Origin of the sequence: Crocinitomix catalasitica ATCC 23190, from assembly GCF_000621625.1 — a bacterium.
GTDB classification, from domain to species: domain Bacteria; phylum Bacteroidota; class Bacteroidia; order Flavobacteriales_D; family Crocinitomicaceae; genus Crocinitomix; species Crocinitomix catalasitica.
The window spans coordinates 21,448-43,558 of record NZ_JHXV01000037.1; the positions used below are offsets into that span (position 1 = coordinate 21,448).

Here is a 22,111-nt window from a genome sequence, read left to right on the forward strand (position 1 = left end):
ATTTATTTCAACCATTGAACAACCAAAGTGAATGCTAAAAAGAATACTTAACAAGCTTGGGATCTATAGAGTATACCCGTTAAATAATGCGGGGAAGAAGTTTAGAATCCCAATCTTCAATGGACTCGGATTTGCCAATTTATCAGATGCCGAACCATGGATGGATGATTTATTAAAGGAATTCGGTTCAACAGATACTAACTTTTTAGATGTTGTTGTAAATGTCGGGCAAACGTTAATAAAATGGAAAGCGCCTTATCCTTCTGCCACCTACACTGGCTTTGAACCGAATTATAATTGTGTGAAATATGTTGAGGACTTGATCACCAAAAATGAATTCGAAAATTGTACAATTAATCCTTACGCACTAGATACCCAAAGCAGCAAAAAAAAGCTTTATCTTTTAGGAAGGGATAAATCCGATTCTAGTGCATCCATGTTAGCAGATTTTAGAAGTGGCGAAGATAGAATGGCAATTAATATTGAGACGAGCTCACTCGCAGCACTAGGTTTAAATAATTTTGATTTGGTGAAGATAGACGTTGAAGGCGCCGAATTGTTTGTACTTCAATCTTTATTTGAAGTCTGTCAAAACGCCATAATTTCCTGCGAAATATTACCTGCATACAACTTAGAAAATTCAGAAAGAATAGAAAGACAACAAGAAATTGAAAAATTGCTTTCACTCCATAACTACGCAATCTTTAGAGTTCAAAAAACACAACCGATTCGAATAGAATCCATCGAAGAATTTGGAATTCACGGCGAACTGTCAAAATCTGATTATATCTTTATCCCAAAAGATCGAATAAATCAATTTAAACATTTGCTGGCCTAATGCCCTTTTTCACTGTTATCATACCAACTTACAATCGCGCACACATAATTGGTGAAACAATTAATAGTGTTATAAATCAGTCATTTCAGGACTTTGAGCTTTTAATCATTGACGATGGTAGTACAGATGATACGCGTGCTACAATTGCAACATATACAGACAACCGCATAAAATATATTTATCAAGAAAATGGTGAACGTGGTAAAGCGCGGAATACCGGTGTAAAAAACGCTAAGGGGAAATATGTGTTTTTCTTAGATTCGGATGACCTTATTTATCCGCAACATTTACAATTGGCATTTGATAAATTGAATGCGTTAAATCTGCCAGCATTCTTTCACAGTAGATATGAATTACTTAATAACGGAGAAAAAAAGCAAGTCCCTAGCCTATCAGCCTGGAACATAAAACGGCGAATAGAAAAACAGAATTTATTTGCTTGCCAATTTTTCCTTGACAGAACAGTCGCTTTAGAATTTCCGTTTTCAGAGAATAGGGAATTAAAAATTGGTGAGGATTGGTTATTGGTTTTACAAATCGCCCAAAATCACGAATTACATATCTCTAATAAAGTTACTTCAGCGATTGTTGTTCATGGTGAGCGCTCGATGGAAGTGGCCTCAACAGAAACAATTCTTACCTCTAAGGACATCATGGTGGCAGAACTACAAAAAAACCTCCAAATTGAAGCAGGTATTATTAGAAATGTCCAAGCCGAACTATTGACTTTGGCTGCATTATCAGCATCAATAGAAAATAATAAAAAATTGGCTTTCAAATTATGGTTTAAAGGAATAATGAGAAGATCCAATCAAATTTTAAGACGTCGAACTTTAGCTATTTTTAAAAAAATAATGATCAATGGACAAGCCTAAAGTTATACATGTTTTATATTCCGGTTTAGGTGGACATGCCAATGTTGTTTTTCCGTTAATAGAAAGTTCGTTCGGTGATAATTTTATTAATCATCTCGTCTTTTTTGGCATCGAACCATCTGTTAATGCTTACCTAAAAAAATGTGAATCGCTTGATATTGACTTTAGTGAAATTCGAAAAAAACCGAAACAATATATTCGATCGTTTGGACAGTTCACTGAAACCTTAAGAGATTTAAATCCCGACACTATTATCGTACACAATAGTGAATTGATTATTCCTGCACTTCAATATAAAAAAAAGCACCCTAATTGTTCGGTTTATTATATCGAACATCAAGACAATAATACCAAAGGCATCACCCTTAATTTCCTTTCAAAATACGCACTTAAACGCTCGGATGGTGTTATTTGCTTAAGTGAGAATTTTAAGGACGAACTACTTGCAAAATATAAAAGCAAGGTTCCTATTCATGTCATATCAAATGGAATAGATATTGGCAAATACAAAACAGTTGAGAATAGAAATCCATTAGTATTGGGAATGGCGTCAAGAATGATGCAAACAAAAGATCATACTAACTTATTGAAAGCTTTTAAAATCGTGCTCCAAAAACATCCCGAAGTTAAATTGGAAATTGCAGGCGATGGAGCAACCTATAATGCGGTTATTGCTTTAGCGCACGAATTAAAAGTAATTGATGCTGTCAATTTTTTAGGATTTTTAAATGATGCTGAAATGATAGATTTTTACAATCGCATTGGTATTTACATTCTTGCTACAAATAGCGAAACGATGAGCACAGCAATACTGCAAGCAATGGCCTGTGGTTTGCCTGTTATCACTTCGGATATTAAAAATAATGCTGCGATTCTTGAACATCAGAAAACTGGATGGTTATATAAAGATCGAAATTCAGTAGATTTGGCAAACCAAATAAATTTTGTGATTGAAAATTTTGACAACTCCATTAAAGTCGGACTTGATGCAAGAGAAGAAGTTAAGCAAAATTATTCGGTGGTAAAAATGGCAGAACGATACACTTCACTCGTAAAAGAAAAATTGTAGATGAATAAAACAAGGACGATATTAAAAAAAATCATTTACAAAACATTCGGTGAGGATGTCTATGCAAAAGCCTATGCCCGAGGTAAAATAAAAGACATTAAAAATGGAACGATGAGTGAAGCCGAGTTCACTTTCATGTCTCATTTCCTCACAAAAAACTCAACGGTATTAGATATTGGTGCTAATTATGGCCATTATGCAATAGCACTGGCTGAATTATGTCCTCAAGGTCGTGTACATGCCTTTGAACCGATTGACTTTACTTATAAAATTCTAGAACAGGTTTGTCAGAAATTTAACTTACCTAATATCACAACATATCATGCTGCTGCAAGTAATGAAAATGGTGTGATAAATATGAAATTACCGCTTTTAGATTTTGGAGCCCCCAATACAGGCGTAGCTTTTATTGGTGAAAATGAAGATAAAACAACGAAAAACATTGAAGTAAAAAAAATCAGTATTGACGATTTAAATTTAGGTCATAAAGTTGATTTCATTAAGATTGATATTGAAGGCCATGAACCAAATGCTTTTGAGGGCATGAAAAACATCCTTTTAAACGATAAGCCAGTTGTTTTAATTGAATTCTCTCATCCATGTTTAAATCGAGCTGGAACTTTACCAGGCTCGTTTGCAACTGCTATTCGATCTACCTATAAATATGATTTTGTAAGCCTTAAAAACGGTGTTCTGACCCTAATTGACACAGAAATTCCCGCCGACGGTTATTATTTTTTAATCCCAACAGTAGATTTGGATCAATATAAAAATCTTTTTTAAACGATGAAAATTGTATTTGATGCACGCATTCATCTCAATTATTATAGCGGAATAAGTAGATATATTATTTGCTTGTTAGAAGCCTATTTACGGTTATTTCCAGAAGATTATTTGATCATTTTAATCAATCCAACAATAAAAAAAGACAATGCGATCTACAAAAGTTTAGCTCCATTTAAAAATGTTGAAATTAAGATCATTAATGCAGGACATATGGGACCAGCTAATTATATTAAAATGGGTAAAATCATTCGAGAATTAGCACCTGATGTTTATCATTATCCTCATCTAGACACGCCGATTTTCACAGGTAATATTCCAATTGTCGCAACAGTACACGATTCTAACTCGAACAATAAGGTTAAAAAATTCAATGATAAACTGGGTTTAAAATCTCTTTATTTCAAGACATCATTGGGACTCACATTAAAGAAAGCTAAGAAAATAATTTTTGTTTCCGATAGTATCAAAAGGGAAATTTTGGCACAATACAAATTGATTGATGACGAGCAAAAACACACAACCATCCACAATGGACTTGCCGCTGATTTTAATGCTATTGATGACCAAGAGGTGCAAACTATACTGAACGAATTAGAAGTTTCATCCCCATATATTTTGATCGTTGGTCAAATAAGAACCCACAAAAACATTGAGCGTTCTATTGCCGCATTCAAACAATTCAGCAATCAAAATCCTGAATTTAAATTAGTAATTGTCGGCCATAATTATTTGAATTTAGATTTAAACGAATCTAATATTGTTCATTTTGACAAAGTAAACAACGTTACTTTACGTGCGCTTTATTCGTCTTGCAGTGCTTTTCTTTTCCCTTCATTATTTGAAGGATTCGGATTGCCTATTCTAGAAGCTTTCTCTTTTGGAAAACCTGTAATCACAAGTAATTATGGTGCAACAGTAGAAGTAGGAGGCGATTTGGCAAATTTAGTTGATCCATTAAGTGTAGCATCTATTGCAAGTGGAATTGAGTCAGCAGTGCATCAACCTAAAGATTCTAATCAGATGATTGCTTATGCAAAGACATTCAGTTGGACGAAAAATGCGAAAGCAGTTCGCCAAATATATTTGGACGCATTAGTCGATTGATTTCTTTTCGAATTTGTATGAATACAAGTACAGTAAAAGGAAAATAAATAGCGAAGTTGTTGGAATTTTATAGCGTCCTAAGGCTCCAAAATTATAGGATGTAAAGCCTACAATAAAACCAAACAATAAAATATATACTGTAATTGTCGTTAATAACGGTCGGCCGAAAATAAGGCGAAAAAACTTGCCCCTCAATTTAAAGATTAAATAAACAAATAGTAAAAAAACGAATGTACTTTCTATCGCAGCAAGTAAAACTACGGGATTAGAAGCTTCCCATAAATAAGGCCTAAAATAAGTAGCATTTAATGCTGCTGGAATTTTTTGTACAACGCCAGTTAATGAATAATCTGCAACCCCTAAATCGTAAGTTGATCCTCCGATATCAGTGTGCCAACTATGAAATCCTTTGACTTTTCCTTTCACGGCATTATAGGTATAGCTGCTCGACAATTCTGCCACTATTACTGTACTGACATACAGTATAAATCCTGTTATTATAACTAAAGTTAAACCCAACAATTTCCTTAAAACCTTATTGTGAATCCGATCTTTAAATGCCGCCGTCAAACCAAATAATAACCCTGGAATAAAAGCAATTAAAACATAATCTTTTAGTTTATAGACCAAAAAGCAGGCAAATACTAAAATTGAAAATTTTAAAAAGCTCCATTTATATTTAAAGAAGGTGAAATAGCAGATATAGATAATTAAATTGATCCCTGCCAACGTGAACGTATCTTTCATTATTCCACTTCCCCAAAAAACAACGGACGGCAATAAAAATACAGCAATAAAATTCAAAATATCTTGTTTTGGCATGACATCAACAAAGACCTTGTACAATTTCCAAGCACCAAAAAACGCAATGGTAGATAATAAAAGAGTTGTTACTAAATAAGATTGAAATGATAACAGAACAAATGGCGATAATAACTTCACCATAAACCATTCCTCTGCTCCTCGCGAATAAGAAATATTTGACGTAATTTGATCTAAATCTAAAGGTAAATTTTTATGACTTGAAAACAAAAGTCGAAAATAATCAATTGGATGATCGATGAAAGTTTGAGAGAGAACATTTGCACCTCGGAAATAAAGAAAGGTGTCACCAAATTTGTAATAATAGACATAAATCAAGGTGAACATTAAGCCTCCGAAAACTTTACTGGTAAAACCTGGTAAGAAATAACGATAGTATTTTTCAGATTTATTGGCACGATAAATAAATAACACCAAAAAAATTAATGTGAAATATACAAGCCAAATAGCCCAATCAATAATTGTTATTTCGCCCATTGCTTTTGCGCCTATAAATTGCTGGAGCAGCTAATTTAATTAGAATTTTTTGATTCGACTTAAAAAGCTAATAGACCAACAATATTTTTAATCGTTCATCACCGTTATTATGGTATGATTTGAGAAAAGGAAAATATGTACCTTTGTGAGAACTGTATGGCGAATAAAGGAGCTTTTTGTATATCATTAGATTTTGAAAAATATTGGGGCGTTCGTGATGTACGACAAACGCAAGATATTGCACAAGAATTCGTTGCGATTAACGATGTTCTTACACAACTCTTAAAAACTTTTGACAAATACAATACCCATGTAACTTGGGCAGTAGTTGGTTTATTGGTGCATGATACGATTGAAGAATTATTAACAGCATCAAAAGGTATGCAAATAGGTTATAAAGACCATAACCTATCCCCTTTTCCACTTTCCAAATTGAATTTAGAAACGATGCATGAAGATTTGATCATTGCTCCGCAAGAAATCAAGAACATTCTTCAAAATAAAAATTACGAATTGGCTTCGCATACTTACAGTCATTATTATTGTTTAGAATCAGGACAATACATAGAAGACTTTAAGTTAGACCTGCAAAAGATGACAAGCATTGCTGAAAAATTAAATATTCAATTCAAATCTATTGTATTCCCTCGCAACCAAGTCGATGAAACTTGTTTGGCGGCATGTTTTAACGAAGGCATACTAGTTTACAGAGGCAATCAACCCAATAAGTATTGGCGGAATTCGACCTACGGCACCGAACCGTTTATTAAGAAATTAATGCGTGTTTTGGATGCTTATTTCCCCTTATCTAAAACAGATACTATAAAAATAGATGCTTTAAAAGCAGAAAATGAACGTCCTATAAATTTACCTGCTTCACGTTTTTTAAGACCTGCTCAGAAATTCAATTTTTTAGACCATCTAAAAGTTCGTCGCATCAAAAAAGAAATGCGAAAGGCAGCAAAATCTGGAGCGATTTATCATCTCTGGTGGCATCCACATAATTTTTGTACGTTTACTGAGGAAAACTTAAAACAATTGGCCGAAATATTAAAGTACCAGCAAGCATTGCATCAAGAATTTAATTTCCCATCGTTAACCATGTCTGAAATTGCAGCTCATGTCAAATAAAAAAGCATTAATCATAGCGCAGGCAGGCTTAACAACCGACTTATTACATACGACAGTCGCTAAACATTTTGATGCTGTTGAAATCGTCCTAGAAGCGTCTGAAAGCAAAAAGACAATCTTAAAAAGACGCATAAAAAAATTAGGTTTGAGTAAAGTAATAGGACAAGTACTATTTATGTTATTTGCCCACCCTTTTATTCCCAAGCGTAAAGATCGGATCAAAGCAATATTGAAGGATTATAATATTCAACATCAACCTTTACCTATTCAACAATATCAAGTGAATAGTGTTCATGATGCAGCCTTAATTGAGCACATTAAAAAGATAGATCCTGACATTATTTTTATTAATGGCACCAGAATAATAAAAGCGAAAGTACTTTCAGCTACTCAAGCTAAATTCGTCAATATACATGTGGGTATCACGCCAAGTTATAGAGGGGTTCACGGTGGATTTTGGGCAATAAAAAATGGGCGTACAGATTTATTTGGAACAACTTTACATTTGGTAGATACTGGAATTGATACTGGTGCGATAATCGATCAAATTATATTAACACCTACAAAAGTTGACAATTTTAAAACCTATCCTATTTTACAATACTGCGGTGGATTAAAATTGATTGAAAAACATGTAGAAGCCTTGCAAACAAATAATATCCAACCCAAATCTTCACTTTCAGAAGAGAGTCACCTTTATTATCATCCAACATTGCTCGAATTCGTTCGATAATTATTCGTGATGGTAAGGTTCGTTATTCAAAATCGTAAAAGCACGATATATTTGTTCGATAAAAAACAGGCGAATCATTTGGTGAGAGAAGGTTAATTTTGATAATGATATTTTTTGATCTGCAATATTATAAACAGCATCCGAAAATCCATAAGCTCCACCAATTACAAAAGTGATATGCTTATAACTCATATTCATTTTTTGTTGCATCCAATTGGCGAACTTCATAGAGGTAAATTCTTTGCCTTTATCGTCCAAAAGAATTACCAATCCACTGCCTTCAATTTTTTTAAGAATCAGTTTACCTTCCTCTAATTTAATCTCATGCTCGGATAAATTTTTGGCATTTTTAAGATCTGGTATTTCTATTTTTTCGAAGCCAATATATTTTGTAATCCTTTTTAAATACTCGTTCTCTCCTTCAAGTAAAAAGGATTCGTTGGTTTTACCAATGGCAATTAATTTGATCTTCATAAAGCAAAAAATGAATAACAAAATTAACATTATAAGTCGCCAATGAAACTAATTTTCTTAGATTAGGGTCTTTATATTGTACAAATCACGTTGCATATTTATATGTTTTGCCATAGTATCAATATTGGCTTAGTTTTTGATATAATGCACTGAGAAGTTGATTTAAGTAGAATTAATTGAAATGAAAAAAATCACGTTTACCTTTTTAGTTTTGCTCCAAGCTAGTTTTGGTTTTTCACAAGATGCTGAAATCGAATTGGCAAAGGTTGAAACTGCTAAAACATTCCGCGTTGGAGGGGTTACACAATCATTGTCAAATTTTGAGCAAAACATTACAGTAGCATTCAAAACTGGTAATGCGGCTAAAATTGCCGAATATTTTGCAGGGAATATTGATTTATCGATCAACGAAAAAAGCAGTCTTTATTCGAAATCTCAGGCTCATCAAATTTTAAAGAATTTTTTCATTGCAGATGCACCTGTATCGTTTACAGTTATGCACCAAGGTAATATTGATAAGAATAGTTTTTATTTGATTGGAGAGCTTAAGACAGCTCAAAAGAAAACATACCGTGTAACTATTAACAGTCGACAATTAAAAGGACTGAAATTGATTACTTCATTAGCAATTGAGAAGGCTAGTTATCTTCCACAATAAACCCACCTTTATAGAGCATCCTTTCGATTGAAGAAACCATCACAAAACTGTGATAAACAAAAATTGTTTCCCCTTGGTATAAATCCGGGTTAGATTGTAACGAATCTATTAAAATATCACCTTCCTGAAAGAAGAGTGCTACATTATAATTGCTCTTATCATTTTCAAGTATCAAATAATTATCAGGCTCTATAATTAAGAACTCCCCAAATTTCATTTCAAATTCTCCCGTTTGAGAAACGGCTCTATGTGCCCTATCAAAATCATAGTCGTTTATATTTACATTCGCCTCTTTTATTGGGGCAAATTCAAGGTCCATTTCGTTAACAGCAGCTCTTTCAGTAGCAGAAAGTATATCGTGTCCATTGGTATAAATTTGTCGCGAAACAAAACCGAATTCGAGCACGTTTGATACAATATTCTCATCAATAAAAACAGGAACACCTGACTTATAATAAACACTTCTTCTTGTTATATCATCTCCGTTCTCCAATTCCTCATAATGCAATACGATTGAATCTTCTAGCAAATACTCAATCGCTCTATAAGATCTATTTTCTTTAGAAAATTTCATACTTTGCCCTACTGCAAATTCGCGGTCAGGACTTGTGATATCCGCAACATAGCTTTTAATGCCATCTACATCAATTTCTATTGATTTATTACGGGTACAACTAACTATTACAAGTACAAAAAGAAAGCATAAACCAACAGGTTTACTCATTAATTTGAACCATTTAAATGTTTGCATAAAAATTTTGTATTTAACCAAAAAGGAGCTAAAGTAAAAAGAATAAAATAAAAATGCCTGTTTCAATTATTGAAACAGGCATTAATTTTAAGATTTTAACAAAATATTATTCGAATTGAATATCCATTTCAACACGTCTATTTTTCTGACGTCCTTCTGGTGTATCATTCGTATCGATTGGTTTTTCCTCGCCAAAGTACTCAACTAGAATTCGTTCAGCCTCAACACCATTTGTAATTAAATATTGTTGAACAGCTTCAGCTCTTTTCTTAGAAAGAATCAAGTTAGACTGAGCCGCACCTTGACTATCTGTATGTCCAGAAACTTTCAATTTCCAATCTTTCTTGTCAACCAATAAGATTGCTAAGTTGGTTAAAGACTCATAAGAGCTTTCTTTAATCACAGCTTTAGCAGATTCAAATTCTAGGTTTTCAAAAGCCGTATTGATGACAATTTGATCTTTCTCATCAATTTCAGGACAACCTTTATTTTCAATTGTACCTGGTACATTCACACAATTATCATCTTTATCCAATACTCCATCACCGTCTGTATCTTTATAAGGACAACCATCATTCTTCGCTGGACCTGCATTATAAGGACATTTATCATCTTTATCTAATAAGCCATCGCCATCAGTATCAGGCCAAGGACAACCTCTATTTTCAACTGGACCTGCTTCAGTAGGGCAAGAATCTAAATAATCAAAAATTCCATCATTATCAGAATCAGGACATCCTTGATTTTCGATAGGACCAGCAACAGTTGGACATAAATCATCTTCATCTTTTAAGCCATCACCATCCGTATCTGGACATCCTTTAAATAATTCAATCCCTGCAACATCAGGACATTCATCATCTTTATCAATGATTTTATCGCCATCTCTATCTGGACATCCATTAAACTCAACTAAACCTGGATCATCTGGACAATCATCATTCTTATCTATTACTTTATCTCCATCTCTATCAGGACAACCGTTAAATTCTGCTGTTCCAGGATCGTTAGGACATTCGTCCTCTGAATCTTGAATACCATCTAAATCAGAATCAGGACAACCTTTAAACGCCCAAACACCTGCAATATCAGGACAAGCATCTAATTTATCAGAAACCTTATCTAAATCGACATCATTCGGATGACTATGTAGAATTGGTACTTTTAATGCAAAGTAGAAATTAGCACCACGTATTTTTTTATCCTTCTCACGAACGAATAATGTACGTAAATCACTTGTTCCTAGAATTACAGGACCCAAACGTAAACCTAGACCAGCAGTTGCTCCATAAATTGTATTGTAATTAACAGGAATAGATAAACCAGCCCAAGCAAAATCATATCTAGGTGTAACACTAAAAGTAGTTGGATATCTTACCTTATGCGCATCATTTTTCATTTGAAACCCAACAAATGCACCTGCATTTACATAAATATCACTCCAAACATGGTAATCAATATTTGCTGTTAAATGCGTTGGTAAATTCATATAATACGATCCTTCATCTTCAGAATCATAAGAAGCGTAACCAGCTTGTACCAAGGTATCAACATTTGCGTTAAACGATTCTAATCCTTCCGTATCATCAAAATCAAAAAGACTCAATACAGCATTTTGATCATCGAAAGGTACATCAACGCTAAAATCTCGGCTATTCTTAGATTTTTCATAACGCATACCTCCAATATCATTCAAAGCTAAACTAAATTTTACCTTATATTTATTACGGTCTTTTCTCCAAATATTCGTCTCACCGTCCATGTCGTATTTGTACTCTTCCCAATCTGGACGCCATTCGTAAACTACACCAATGTCAAACCCTAATCCTAATTTAGATTGCATTTGTCTCACGTCTCCGAAGGTTAAAGAACTATCAGCGCCCGAACCACCGGTATAAGAACTTGAAGAAGCATCCCAAACCTCATCAATATTTGCAGAATAACCATAATTGAAATCTCCGCCTAGACCATATAAAGTATCTGCGTTTTTAACATTATAACGCATTTCATCACTATACATGTATATCGAACCTAAACCTTGTAAGAATTTAACTTTTACACCTGCTTTCAAAAAATGTTCACCTTCATCTAAAACAGACATGGCGAAACCTAAATTATATTCCGTCCAATTATTAAAAGCTAAGTTTATAGTTTCATCTGTAAAATTCTGATTCCACAGTGAAGCAAAATCAAGCCCATTTGTAGCTAATGCAATTAACTCTGGTGAAACATTGTCAATATTTAGAAAAGTTCTATTCTTTACACCAATACTTATCGCCATTTTATCTGAAATGGATACCATTGCATTTAAAATATCAATATTGGTTTCGAAGAAAAACTGTCTATTCAAACCTTTTGGGTTCCCAAACTCAAATAAACTTCCTTTATTCGCATTGACCGAATCTTGTGCATTTGCACTAGAAATTAAACGATCGAAACTTAACGTTTCTTGCCATGCTGCAGCTTTTGGATTCTTGATTGTATCACCGGAGAACGATCCATTCCACCAATAAGGCATAATGTGCGGATTGATATACAAGTGATCGTTATACGCCGAAGTTGACATACCAAACAAGGTTACATCTACCTTAAAACGGTTATCCGCAATGTGCGCGGGATTTAAATCTCCCCCAGATACACCAGAATAATTACTCTGCCTATAGCCCAAAAAATCTTGCGCTAAACTAGGAAGGGAGCAAATACCCAACATCAATAAAACTAGTATTTTTCTTTTCATAAGTATTTGTTTTTATAGGTTAATTATTTTCAATTTATCATTTGTAATCACATAAAGCTGATTTTCTGAAATGGAAAAGGCATTTTCTGAATCAACTGTACTCTTTGCTATAATTTTTCCAGACCGATTGAGGATGTAAAGAAGTTCTTTATTCATATCGTAAAAAACTAAAAATTGGTTGGAGTGAATATCTAAAAACTTTGTTGCTCCTTGCGGTTTTAATATCTCGGTTTCTATATATCCAAATTGATCAATAATAAATATGCGGTTCGGTTCGTCTGCCAATAAAAATGGTTTATTATTTATTTTTTTCCAGCGCAGTTCTATCGGTGTTAATTGTCGATCAACTTTAATTGAATCAACAATCCCTGTTTTTAAATAATAATTATAAATATATTGATTAGCATAACCTAGCTTATGTAAATCATCTTCGTTCTCGCCAGCTATAAAATCACTCGCACTTTTAAAATTAAATTGATGATTTTGTTGGAATCTATTTTGTCCCTTTCTATTTAAAACATAATACATTCCGCTTGACTCTGATAAACCAATATAATCTTTCCCTTTTAATTGAAGATAGGTCATATTCGACTGAAAAGCAAGGTTGTTGGTAGAATTAAACTCCCAACCTAAAACAATTTGCCCATTTTCATTAAACATTTTAACAGAATTTCCAACCGTAATTAAAAATCTATAATCATAAGCCAAATCATAATTTAAGGCTACACCTCCATTACTTTTACCTCCTAATTGTATGGGAAATCCTTGCTTCACATCTCCATCAATAGACAATAAGTTTAAATGCTCCTCGTGGAACAATAAGATTTCGGAATTCCCATCTTTATCGATATCTACAACGGCAGGTTTTTGTTTTAAACTCGACTTCAATTTATGGGTCCATACAACTCCTTTAACGGGATCAACGCAAGCCAACTGATTTTTAGAATATACTAGAATTTGTTTTTTTTCTTTCTTATTCAATTCAATAACACCTGTTGTCACAAACTCTAAATCTAAAGCAAGATTCGCATTGTCACTTGCGCTTTTTTCACTCCCAATCAAAACCGTCTCTGTATGTGTGCACAACCATTTTTCCTTCCAAATTTTGGTAGCTATTTTCATATCCTCGGTTTCTTTATTGTTAATGAATTGAAAATAATGTACAGCTTCAGGCATTGAACTCCGTATCTTATTCGAAATAGGATCACCATAACTCACAAAATTCCCCGTTTGTAATTCGGCCAAATACCAATTAATTGCCTCGAGAGAATTACTCAAAACATTAAAATTTTCTACAGCAGTGAAATAGTTGAGTTGTTCATGCACATCTGGAATAGTACTTTGCCAATTATTACTGGATTGAAATGGCATAATCGTATAACCTTTCATCTTAATCTTCTTTAAATTGGATGAATCCGATTGATTATTTAAAGTTTCTTCTTCTAAAATGAGTCGTAAATCTCTTTGATCGTTTTGGGGAGCTAATAAAATTTCAAACGATCCTTTCTTCAAGACCAGCACACCATTCGCTGCCCAATTTAAAAAGTCCTCATCCGGATTTTTAAAAAAAGTGTATTTATCATCGTATAAACGCGAACTGCCGTAAAATGTAACCGTGTCGAATTCGGCTGGTAATTTCGCAATAAATTCGGTTGGAATTACGGCTTTACCTCTAACCGTTTCCGCTTTCGCATTCCAAATTGTAAAATGCGATTTATTGGCTAAGATATGTTTTGATTTAATGGTACTATCCGCATAAACTACATAATCAGCATTCCCTCCGTAGGCTTCTATTTTTGAAGGAAGTGGATTAATTTTAGTCGAACTTAAGACGAAATAATTTCCGTATTTATTGACGTAATAACGTTTACCATTTAAAAAGAAACCTTCTTCCTTACTCTTTGCTTCAATACCTAGAACAGCTAATGCTGCAGATTCGTTTAATTCGTTATTATGAAAAGCTAAAACAAAATCAGTAGCGTCGTAAGACAATAAAATCGTTCGACCAAAAATATCTCTAATAGCGCCAGATTTGCGAGCAAGAATTGCATCAAGATGCTGTTCGACCGCTACTGGTATTTCAGATATATCTAGATCACTAAACTGGTCGACTTTTGCGGATAACTTGTCAATATCAGTAAGAATAACATTAACCGCCTTATCGTTGAGTTGAAAGGACAGCAGCGAATATTGATTGTATTGTTTTTGGTATAAATAATAGCCCAAAAAACAAAAAACAGCAGTCGCCAATGCTATAAAAAAGATTCTAAATACCTTCAAAATTGAAATGTTAGTTGCCCTGCGCAAATTTAAGTGAAACCAACTGTGCTAAAGCGAGGTGCAAGAATATATATGCACAACCTTTTGTGAACTATTTAAATAACTCCATTTGCGCATCTGAAAGCAACTTAAAAGACTTGCGATGAATTGGGCAAGGACCGTTATCGACAATGCCTTGACGGTGTTTTTTTGTAGGATATCCCATATTGTGATCCCAATCGTAATGCGGATACTTTTCATGATAGGACAGCATCAATTCGTCTCGATAAGTTTTAGCCAATATACTTGCTGCTGCGATGGACTTGTATTTACCGTCCCCTTTAATAATACAAACATGTGGAATGTCAGGGTAAGGATTAAAACGATTGCCATCAATCAATAATAATTCTGGTTTTAGTTTTAGCGCATCAACTGCACGGTGCATGGCTAAAAAAGATGCATTTAATATATTGATTTTGTCAATTTCATCGTGCTCAACTACCCCAATTCCGTATGCCAATGCTTTAGACTTGATCAACGGTAATATTTCATGACGCTGTTTCGCCGATAATTTTTTAGAATCGTTAAGGTATTTATGATTGAGACGGTTGGGAAGAATAACAGCTGCGGCAACTACTGGACCAGCCAAGCAACCGCGTCCCGCTTCGTCACAACCAGCTTCAACACCATCTTTACCAAACCTAATCAACAATGGCATAGCTACTTATATATTAGGTTAATTTCAGAACAGACTAAACGCATTTAACAAAGTAACAAATTAAATTCGTATATTTATAATACCCTTTGGCACACTTGTTGCCTTAGAAAGGGTGAAATAGATTTTTAAATTGCAGAATTATAGTGATTTATAAATTAAAACCAAAACCATGAAAAAAATATTAGGACTAATAACCGCTGTATTCTTTGTTGCGATAAGTTTTGCCCAATCAGGCGTGAGCTTTAAAGATGCAAGTACCGATTATAATAAAAGTACTGCAACAAGTTTCCATTTTGCATTTAACGATAAGTACACTGCAGAAGATATAAAATCAAGCGCTGAATATTACGAGAGTTATTTCTCAGTAACAACAACTCCTAATTCGGCAAATGGCACGGACGTGACGATTAAGTTAGTTAATGATAATGAAATGGCTAGACGTGTAATCACAAGACTTTTTGTGAGTTTAGAAGTTGATTCAATCAATGTGAACGGTAAAGAACTCGAACAACAAACGTTCATGGATACCTATATCACTAAATAAGTAAAAAAAATTAAAGCTTCAAAATCCGGATCGTTTATACGATTCGGATTTTTTTTGCAAGCTATTGTATTTTACTATTTTTTTTTCTAACTTGTGCTTTCCAACAAAGTGATCAACCTTTAACTTTCTTCTGTCATTTTCGTATAGATGTATTGTCGACGGTTAAAGTCACCTAAATTTTAAACTATGCAAGAAATCGGAAACCCAACATTGGTGGAAAAAGAAGCGATAGCTAATTTTTCTTTTAAAAATCACCCCGAGATAGATCAAGATCCTAACCTTTTAGACAAACTAAGAGATGCAACTGGACTTGGAAACCTCGGTAAAGTTAAATTCTATATTGATTTTTATACGGATTCTGGATTAAAATCTGTCCAGACCACGATTTGGGCAACAGGCAAAAAATTCATCTGCTTAAAAGGAGGTTTATGGATACCTATTGCCAACATCACTAATATAAGATATCTATAATCTGTTATCTTTTTCATAATATTCAAGCGGCTCTAGGGCCGCTTTTTTCATGTTAAGATTTCAAGAGTAGGTTATTTAATCAAAAATTAAATTCAAGTATTTATATTAACTTTAACGTCAATTAAATTTTACAATAGATATGTTCAATAAGTTCCTAGCTTTTATATTTGGCCTAAGCGCGTTTTTTTCTTTTTCACAAGATGAAATGCCCAATAATATTGATGACGTTATAACCTGGAGTTTTGACGTCACTTATGAGAAGGATGTTGTGATAATAACGATGAATGTTGCACAAAAAAATGGTTGGCATATTTATTCGCAAGTGCAACCGGACGGAGCAATACCATTACCGACTCTATTTAATTACAATACTAATGGAGGCGCTAAACTTTTAGGTAAAACAAAAGAATATGGCGCTGAATTAGTCGATAACGAGGGCTTCCCTGAAAGATCATTCCATGGTGACCATGCAAAGTTTGAGCAAAAATTCAAAATTACTTCTGAGAAGGATTTCAAAATAAAAATCGACTATGAATATATGGCTTGTAAAACAGCATGCCTACCTCCTGAATTTAGAGATACTGAAATTGTAATAAAAGGTTTAAAAAGTTTAGGAATAGAAAAATCTGAAGAAGGAGATGAAGGAGAAACGAACGAAGGATACGTTAATCCAACTCAATTAGATTCGGCATTATATGCTGCCGTTGGAAATTGTGAAGGCACTAGTTATTCAGACGATTTTGACCCAGTTAAAATTTTAGTTTTTGATCCGGTTCGCACAGATGAAAAGGATTTCTCCTTGTCTGTAGAGATTCAAATTGACTCTGTATTTGCCATGTATGCTTTTGATAATATCAAAGGATATAAATCGGTTTTTACAGTTTTGGATAATGAAAAACTGGATAGTGTTCAGCCTTTTACAACAAAAATTTCAAAAATTATAGGCGACGATACAAAAGGCTATAAATATAAAATCATCATCAGTCAAGATATTCATTTAAAAGACACAGCTGATTTACCTATAATAAAAGCTGAGTTAGATTTATTTTTAATGGGGTGTGAGAACAACTTTCACAGCACTAAAAAAAGCGAATTATCATTTAAACTTAAGAACTCATTAGATAATAAAACAAGAACAGAGAAGGATTCATTATGGATAATTTTCATTCTTGCATTTGGTGGGGGACTGCTTGCATTATTGACGCCATGTGTATTCCCAATGATTCCTATGACAGTGAGTTTCTTTACGAAACAATCTAAAACAAAAGCACAAGGCATTCGGAAAGCAATTTTTTATGCCGTTTGTATAATTGTAATATATGTAATACTTGGTGTTTTGGTTTCATCAATTGCTGGTGAAGATGCACTGAATGCAATGGCGACCAACCCGTGGGTGAACCTTACTTTCTTCCTTCTTTTTGTTGTTTTTGCAATTTCATTCTTAGGCGCTTTTGAAATAACACTTCCATCATCTTGGGTGAATAAAGCAGATAAACAAGCAGACAGAGGTGGCTTAATAGGCATCTTCTTTATGGCCTTTACTTTAGCATTAGTATCCTTCTCCTGTACAGGTCCAATTGTTGGTAGTGTACTCGTGCAATCTGCACAAGGTGGACTTTCAGGACCAATCATTGCGATGTTAGGATTCTCAACAGCTTTGGCTTTACCATTTGGTTTATTCGCGGCATTCCCTGGTTGGTTAAACTCTATGCCTTCTTCAGGAGGATGGTTAAATACAGTAAAGGTTGTATTAGGATTTTTAGAATTGGCATTTGCTTTAAAATTCTTGTCAAATGCAGATCTTGTATTGCAATTACATATTTTAGAAAGAGAATTATTCTTAGGTATATGGATAGGAATCTTTATCGTACTAGCAATTTATTTATTAGGTAAAATTCAAATGCCTCATGATAGTCCTGTTGGTAAATTATCTGTTGGACGTGCTTTATTCGCGACAATGGTTGTAGGATTTATCATGTACTTAATTCCAGGTATGTTTGGAGCACCTTTAAAAATGATTTCAGGATTTCCGCCTCCATTAACTTATTCTGAATCACCTTTTGGTATTCATGGACATGCTCCAGAAGTAGAAGATGGTTGGCCAGAATCAACTTACCCTCATGGACACGGGATTAAAACAATTCGTGATTATTATGAAGCACTTGCTTTTGCAAAAGAACAAGGCAAACCCCTCTTCGTCGATTTCACAGGCTGGGCATGTGTGAATTGTAGAAAAATGGAGGAATATGTTTGGGCTGATCCAAGTATTGCTCCAATGTTAGCCAACGATTTTATTGTCGCATCATTATATGTTGATGACCGTGCACCATTACCAGAGAAGTATGCTGGAGAACTAAAAGCAAACGGCGATCCAATGACAACTATTGGTGACAAATGGACTAAACTAGAAATCACAGAATACAAGGAAGTAACACAACCTTTATATGTTATCCTTGACCACAATGAGAATAATATCTCTGGTAAAGCGAATTATGACACACATCGTGATGCAGCAGTTTTTAAAGAATGGTTAGAATTTGCTAAAAAACAATTCGAATCTTCTAAAGATGCAAAAATAATTGTTCCAGAATTTGAAGTGATAAAATAAATAGAAATTACAACAAAAAAAAAGGGAAGCGTTAATGCTTCCCTTTTTTTATGTCTTTAAATTTAATCGTGTTTACAATGTTCATGTTTCTTTGGCACAGGATCGTGCCCTGTGCCACCCCAAGGATGACAAGAAGCAATTCGTTTAATTCCCAACCAACCTCCTTTAATTGGTCCCCATTCTTTAATCGCTTCAATTGTATACGTACTACAAGTTGGTGTATACCTACAAGCTTGCGGTAGAATTGGAGAGATAAACCATTGGTATAGTTTTACAGGGAAAATAAATATATAATTGATGTACTTCATTTACGCAGTATAATTGGTACAAAGTTACCGATTTTTAACCTGAGTTCTACTATTTCACGTATTCTTGCCGCTCAACTAATGCATACCATCCTTCCTCGAGCTTTAGATAGCCTTGATCGTAGCAGAAATGATACCGCATCCCTTTTTTAGTTTCGTAAATATTGGTATAATAGGCAAAATTAAATCCCTCCTCCATCAAAACATTACCCAATACTTTGGATTTACCATGAGGATTAAACTTCGCTAGAATCCTTCTATTCCTCCGTAAAATATTATTGACTTTTCGGATATAATTAGAACTGTCTTTATTCGCTTCATTGTGTTTCGTGTTTCGACAATAATCCGAGCAGAATCGCTTATCGCTTCTACCCGTTATTTTTTCTCCACAACTCTCACAAACTCTAATCTTTTTTTCCATATTGCTTGATTTAAATCCTCAAATTCACCTCATCAATTCTGCTATTATTAGTATCTTTCCCTAAAATACCAATTTGTACGGAAAAATAGACATACAAGAGCTGGCTAAATTCGGGAATCTCGAATTTATTGCTAAACAGGTCGTTGAAGGATTTATCACAGGCATGCACCGATCTCCATTTCATGGTTTTTCGGTCGAGTTTGCCGAACATCGTTTGTATAATACGGGTGAATCAACCAAACATATCGACTGGAAACTTTATGCTAAGACTGATAAATTATTTGTTAAAAGGTATGAGGAAGAGACAAATTTGAGATGTCGAATTATTTTAGACACCTCTTCATCTATGTATTTTCCAGAAATCACAGACGAATATCCTCTCAATAAATTAGGATTCAGTATTTATGCCATTGCATCTTTAATTGAACTACTAAAAAAACAAAGAGACGGTGTTGGTTTAACCGTTTTTGAAGATAAAGTAAAATTAGATACTGCTATAAAAAGTTCTGTTGCGCATCACCGATTATTATACCACGAACTTGAAAAATTGATGGAGCCACAAGCTTCAAAATTGAATATTCCGACTTCAATTGTAGATATTTTACATGAAGCAGCAGAGAATAATCACAAAAGATCTTTGGTAATTGTCTTCTCAGATTTTTTCGGAAATGAATCATTAGAAGAATTAACTGATGCGTTTTTACATTTAAGACATAATAAACACGAAGTTTTATTATTTAATGTGATGGATAAAAAACACGAACTAGATTTCGATTATCCAAATAAGCCGACCAATTTTATCGACCTAGAAACAGGCAAGAAAGTGAAGCTACACCCAGCAGGAATCAAACAAGCATATCATAACCAAGTAAATACAGCGCTAGAAGAATTGAAATTAAAATGCGTTCAATTCAAAATTGGATTCGTTGATGTAGATATTGAAAAGGGCTTAGAAAAGGTTTTACAGGAGTATCTTGTAAAGCGACAAAAAATAATTTAATTTTTTTTATTTTTTTGCTTGTTCAAAGAAAAAAAATATATACCTTTGCCCCGCCTCTATCGAGAGGTATTTATGAAAATAAATGGTCCGGTAGTTCAGTTGGTTAGAATATCGCCCTGTCACGGCGAGGGTCGCGAGTTCGAGTCTCGTCCGGACCGCCAACTCCAAGAGAGTTAAATTATACCCTTTATGGCTGAAGGATTAGAAAACCCTGAGATGTATCAACTTCTCAGGGTTTTTGTTTTTATATGAGTTTATATCTCATTCATTATACGCTCTTTAATTATCCCAAAATATATACCTCAATTTTATTTGTTCAAAGAAAAAAAATATATACTTTTGCCCCGCCTCTAATGAGAGGTATTTATGAAAATAAATGGTCCGGTAGTTCAGTTGGTTAGAATATCGCCCTGTCACGGCGAGGGTCGCGAGTTCGAGTCTCGTCCGGACCGCTAGGGGAACTTGCAAAAGTTCCCCTTTTTTGTTTTTTAGTAGCGTTTATCTTTGTTTTTGAAGTTTACGAAAATAGATGCACAGTTTGAATAAGTTTAGTTTGTGATACCGACGTGATACCGTCGTTTACAAATGTGATACCCGGTTCTTATATGTGCGTTTTATGTAAATTTTTAAAACTCATTCTTATGAACGCAAAATACATCTACAACAGAAAAAACAAATTGAACTCCGAAGGTCAAGCATTAATCCAATTGGAGATTTATGGAGATCGTAAAAACAGACCTTTAAAAAGCACTGGGATTTATATTGCTCCTGATTTTTGGGATGACAATAGACAGATCGTAAAAAAAAAGCACCCCGACAGTGATACATTGAACAAAAAGTTAAACATTTTCAAAACTTCTTGGACGAGTTACCTATTAAAAATGGAGTTTCAAAACAATTTCATAGATTGGGAACATGTGAAGAAAATTAATAATGTATCCGAAACTGAACAATCTTGTTTTATCGATTTTTTTGAAAACACGGATCAAGACCAATTGTTGGGGACTAGGCATATATTTTAGTTAATCTGAATAAAAAGAAAGCAACATTTTTCACACCTCTAAATTGGGATCTAAACGCTTTAATTTTTGCATTAAAAGATTCTGCAGCTGCATTTGTACTTCTGTGTTCAAAATAATTAACAATCCCCTCGTAGTTGATTCGAATAGTATTCATAATGGTAGCAAAACTTTTAAATCCTGATTTTTCAACCTTATCATACCACTGGGCTAATTTTGTTAAAGCAATACCTTTTCCTGTTTTAGTATTAAAAAATAATCTAAGCTCTTGTGATAATTTATAAGCCTGTTCAATTTCAGGGTACTCTTTG

Annotated in this window: 22 protein-coding genes and 2 tRNA genes; 15 read left to right on the forward strand and 9 right to left on the reverse strand. The window is 33.9% G+C overall.

The window, feature by feature from the left end:
* The first annotated feature begins 31 nt into the window (after positions 1-31).
* From T367_RS0116850 to T367_RS0116870, 5 genes are read left to right on the forward strand one after another with little or no spacing between them, the layout of a single operon-like run.
* Positions 32-838, forward strand: a complete 807-nt coding sequence (locus tag T367_RS0116850) for an FkbM family methyltransferase (RefSeq protein ID WP_027420906.1) — start codon at positions 32-34, stop codon at positions 836-838.
* A complete protein-coding gene (locus T367_RS24195; RefSeq protein ID WP_027420907.1) occupies positions 838-1,713 on the forward strand; it encodes a glycosyltransferase family 2 protein in 876 nt (291 codons plus the stop codon). The genes T367_RS0116850 and T367_RS24195 overlap by 1 nt, the downstream gene beginning before the upstream one ends.
* Positions 1,700-2,782, forward strand: a complete 1,083-nt coding sequence (locus tag T367_RS0116860) for a glycosyltransferase family 4 protein (protein ID WP_027420908.1) — start codon at positions 1,700-1,702, stop codon at positions 2,780-2,782. The genes T367_RS24195 and T367_RS0116860 overlap by 14 nt, the downstream gene beginning before the upstream one ends.
* Positions 2,783-3,565, forward strand: a complete 783-nt coding sequence (locus T367_RS0116865) for an FkbM family methyltransferase (protein WP_027420909.1) — start codon at positions 2,783-2,785, stop codon at positions 3,563-3,565.
* A gap of 3 nt (positions 3,566-3,568) precedes the next feature.
* Positions 3,569-4,672 carry a glycosyltransferase family 4 protein gene (locus T367_RS0116870; RefSeq protein WP_027420910.1) on the forward strand — a complete coding sequence of 368 codons (1,104 nt, stop codon included), beginning with the start codon at positions 3,569-3,571 and terminating at the stop codon, positions 4,670-4,672.
* Here the strand turns inward: T367_RS0116870 and T367_RS0116875 are convergent.
* Complete coding sequence (locus tag T367_RS0116875; RefSeq protein ID WP_027420911.1) at positions 4,661-5,971, reverse strand: hypothetical protein; 1,311 nt, start codon at positions 5,969-5,971, stop codon at positions 4,661-4,663. The genes T367_RS0116870 and T367_RS0116875 overlap by 12 nt on opposite strands.
* 156 nt (positions 5,972-6,127) lie before the next feature.
* On the opposite strand from T367_RS0116875, the gene T367_RS0116880 reads away from it, so the two are divergent.
* Both T367_RS0116880 and T367_RS0116885 read left to right on the forward strand, forming a co-directional pair.
* Positions 6,128-7,102 (forward strand): polysaccharide deacetylase family protein, encoded by a 975-nt coding sequence (locus T367_RS0116880; protein WP_027420912.1) that lies wholly within the window; start codon positions 6,128-6,130, stop codon positions 7,100-7,102.
* Complete coding sequence (locus tag T367_RS0116885) at positions 7,092-7,835, forward strand: formyl transferase (RefSeq protein ID WP_027420913.1); 744 nt, start codon at positions 7,092-7,094, stop codon at positions 7,833-7,835. Before T367_RS0116880 ends, T367_RS0116885 begins: the two co-directional genes overlap by 11 nt.
* Here T367_RS0116885 and rlmH read toward each other — a convergent pair whose 3' ends face one another.
* Positions 7,836-8,309 carry a 23S rRNA (pseudouridine(1915)-N(3))-methyltransferase RlmH gene (gene rlmH, locus T367_RS0116890; protein WP_027420914.1) on the reverse strand — a complete coding sequence of 158 codons (474 nt, stop codon included), beginning with the start codon at positions 8,307-8,309 and terminating at the stop codon, positions 7,836-7,838. It abuts the gene before it with no gap.
* A 181-nt stretch (positions 8,310-8,490) separates the two neighbouring features.
* On the opposite strand from rlmH, the gene T367_RS24200 reads away from it, so the two are divergent.
* Positions 8,491-8,967 (forward strand): DUF4783 domain-containing protein, encoded by a 477-nt coding sequence (locus T367_RS24200; protein ID WP_051568630.1) that lies wholly within the window; start codon positions 8,491-8,493, stop codon positions 8,965-8,967.
* On the opposite strand, the gene T367_RS0116900 is transcribed toward T367_RS24200, so the two are convergent.
* From T367_RS0116900 to T367_RS0116915, 4 genes are all read right to left on the reverse strand, one after another.
* Positions 8,948-9,718, reverse strand: a complete 771-nt coding sequence (locus tag T367_RS0116900) for a hypothetical protein (RefSeq protein ID WP_027420915.1) — start codon at positions 9,716-9,718, stop codon at positions 8,948-8,950. The genes T367_RS24200 and T367_RS0116900 overlap by 20 nt on opposite strands.
* A gap of 106 nt (positions 9,719-9,824) precedes the next feature.
* Positions 9,825-12,455, reverse strand: coding sequence for a DUF5723 family protein (locus T367_RS24205; RefSeq protein WP_051568631.1), 2,631 nt, complete (start codon positions 12,453-12,455; stop codon positions 9,825-9,827).
* Positions 12,456-12,467: 12 nt separating this feature from the next.
* The gene (locus T367_RS0116910) at positions 12,468-14,735 is read right to left on the reverse strand and encodes a hypothetical protein (protein WP_027420916.1); all 2,268 of its coding nucleotides are present in this window, start codon (positions 14,733-14,735) and stop codon (positions 12,468-12,470) included.
* 91 nt (positions 14,736-14,826) lie between these two features.
* On the reverse strand, positions 14,827-15,432 hold the full coding sequence (locus tag T367_RS0116915; protein WP_035845463.1) for a ribonuclease HII: 606 nt from the start codon (positions 15,430-15,432) through the stop codon (positions 14,827-14,829).
* Between the two features lie 169 nt (positions 15,433-15,601).
* On the opposite strand from T367_RS0116915, the gene T367_RS0116920 reads away from it, so the two are divergent.
* The 3 genes from T367_RS0116920 (at position 15,602) to T367_RS24210 (ending at position 19,055) form a co-directional block, all read left to right on the forward strand.
* Positions 15,602-15,976, forward strand: coding sequence for a hypothetical protein (locus tag T367_RS0116920; protein ID WP_027420918.1), 375 nt, complete (start codon positions 15,602-15,604; stop codon positions 15,974-15,976).
* A gap of 186 nt (positions 15,977-16,162) precedes the next feature.
* Positions 16,163-16,447 (forward strand): hypothetical protein, encoded by a 285-nt coding sequence (locus tag T367_RS0116925; protein ID WP_027420919.1) that lies wholly within the window; start codon positions 16,163-16,165, stop codon positions 16,445-16,447.
* Positions 16,448-16,652: 205 nt separating this feature from the next.
* The gene (locus T367_RS24210) at positions 16,653-19,055 is read left to right on the forward strand and encodes a protein-disulfide reductase DsbD family protein (RefSeq protein ID WP_245593067.1); all 2,403 of its coding nucleotides are present in this window, start codon (positions 16,653-16,655) and stop codon (positions 19,053-19,055) included.
* Between the two features lie 62 nt (positions 19,056-19,117).
* Here the strand turns inward: T367_RS24210 and yidD are convergent, their stop codons facing one another.
* Positions 19,118-19,354, reverse strand: a complete 237-nt coding sequence (gene yidD / locus T367_RS0116935; protein ID WP_211252724.1) for a membrane protein insertion efficiency factor YidD — start codon at positions 19,352-19,354, stop codon at positions 19,118-19,120.
* A 58-nt stretch (positions 19,355-19,412) separates the two neighbouring features.
* Entirely contained in the window at positions 19,413-19,781 is a 369-nt protein-coding gene (locus T367_RS0116940) for a hypothetical protein (RefSeq protein WP_027420921.1), read from the reverse strand.
* A gap of 73 nt (positions 19,782-19,854) precedes the next feature.
* Here T367_RS0116940 and T367_RS0116945 point away from each other — a divergent pair, with 73 nt between their 5' ends.
* From T367_RS0116945 to T367_RS0116960, 4 genes are all read left to right on the forward strand, one after another.
* Entirely contained in the window at positions 19,855-20,781 is a 927-nt protein-coding gene (locus T367_RS0116945; RefSeq protein WP_027420922.1) for a DUF58 domain-containing protein, read from the forward strand.
* Positions 20,782-20,865: 84 nt separating this feature from the next.
* A tRNA-Asp gene (locus tag T367_RS0116950) sits at positions 20,866-20,942 on the forward strand.
* A gap of 217 nt (positions 20,943-21,159) precedes the next feature.
* Positions 21,160-21,233: transfer RNA gene (locus tag T367_RS0116955), tRNA-Asp, on the forward strand.
* A 189-nt stretch (positions 21,234-21,422) separates the two neighbouring features.
* Positions 21,423-21,803, forward strand: a complete 381-nt coding sequence (locus T367_RS0116960; RefSeq protein ID WP_027420923.1) for an Arm DNA-binding domain-containing protein — start codon at positions 21,423-21,425, stop codon at positions 21,801-21,803.
* Here T367_RS0116960 and T367_RS0116965 read toward each other — a convergent pair.
* Positions 21,787-22,111: transposase (locus T367_RS0116965; protein WP_027420924.1), on the reverse strand; the 325-nt coding region annotated here is incomplete at its 5' end. The two genes, T367_RS0116960 and T367_RS0116965, sit on opposite strands and share 17 nt — an antisense overlap.

What these genes read in the sequence shown, in the direction of transcription:
- T367_RS24205 (WP_051568631.1), bottom strand. Translation starts at nt 12,455, where the DNA reads ATGAAAAGAAAAATACTAGTTTTATTGATGTTGGGTATTTGCTCCCTT.
- T367_RS0116960 (WP_027420923.1), top strand. Translation starts at nt 21,423, where the DNA reads ATGAACGCAAAATACATCTACAACAGAAAAAACAAATTGAACTCCGAA.
- T367_RS0116850 (WP_027420906.1), top strand. Translation starts at nt 32, where the DNA reads ATGCTAAAAAGAATACTTAACAAGCTTGGGATCTATAGAGTATACCCG.
- T367_RS0116885 (WP_027420913.1), top strand. Translation starts at nt 7,092, where the DNA reads ATGTCAAATAAAAAAGCATTAATCATAGCGCAGGCAGGCTTAACAACC.
- T367_RS0116940 (WP_027420921.1), bottom strand. Translation starts at nt 19,781, where the DNA reads ATGGAAAAAAAGATTAGAGTTTGTGAGAGTTGTGGAGAAAAAATAACG.
- T367_RS24210 (WP_245593067.1), top strand. Translation starts at nt 16,653, where the DNA reads ATGCCCAATAATATTGATGACGTTATAACCTGGAGTTTTGACGTCACT.
- rlmH (WP_027420914.1), bottom strand. Translation starts at nt 8,309, where the DNA reads ATGAAGATCAAATTAATTGCCATTGGTAAAACCAACGAATCCTTTTTA.
- T367_RS0116915 (WP_035845463.1), bottom strand. Translation starts at nt 15,432, where the DNA reads ATGCCATTGTTGATTAGGTTTGGTAAAGATGGTGTTGAAGCTGGTTGT.
- T367_RS0116860 (WP_027420908.1), top strand. Translation starts at nt 1,700, where the DNA reads ATGGACAAGCCTAAAGTTATACATGTTTTATATTCCGGTTTAGGTGGA.
- T367_RS24200 (WP_051568630.1), top strand. Translation starts at nt 8,491, where the DNA reads ATGAAAAAAATCACGTTTACCTTTTTAGTTTTGCTCCAAGCTAGTTTT.
- T367_RS0116875 (WP_027420911.1), bottom strand. Translation starts at nt 5,971, where the DNA reads ATGGGCGAAATAACAATTATTGATTGGGCTATTTGGCTTGTATATTTC.
- T367_RS0116900 (WP_027420915.1), bottom strand. Translation starts at nt 9,718, where the DNA reads ATGCAAACATTTAAATGGTTCAAATTAATGAGTAAACCTGTTGGTTTA.
- T367_RS0116925 (WP_027420919.1), top strand. Translation starts at nt 16,163, where the DNA reads ATGCAAGAAATCGGAAACCCAACATTGGTGGAAAAAGAAGCGATAGCT.
- T367_RS0116920 (WP_027420918.1), top strand. Translation starts at nt 15,602, where the DNA reads ATGAAAAAAATATTAGGACTAATAACCGCTGTATTCTTTGTTGCGATA.
- T367_RS0116880 (WP_027420912.1), top strand. Translation starts at nt 6,128, where the DNA reads ATGGCGAATAAAGGAGCTTTTTGTATATCATTAGATTTTGAAAAATAT.
- T367_RS0116865 (WP_027420909.1), top strand. Translation starts at nt 2,783, where the DNA reads ATGAATAAAACAAGGACGATATTAAAAAAAATCATTTACAAAACATTC.
- T367_RS0116870 (WP_027420910.1), top strand. Translation starts at nt 3,569, where the DNA reads ATGAAAATTGTATTTGATGCACGCATTCATCTCAATTATTATAGCGGA.
- T367_RS24195 (WP_027420907.1), top strand. Translation starts at nt 838, where the DNA reads ATGCCCTTTTTCACTGTTATCATACCAACTTACAATCGCGCACACATA.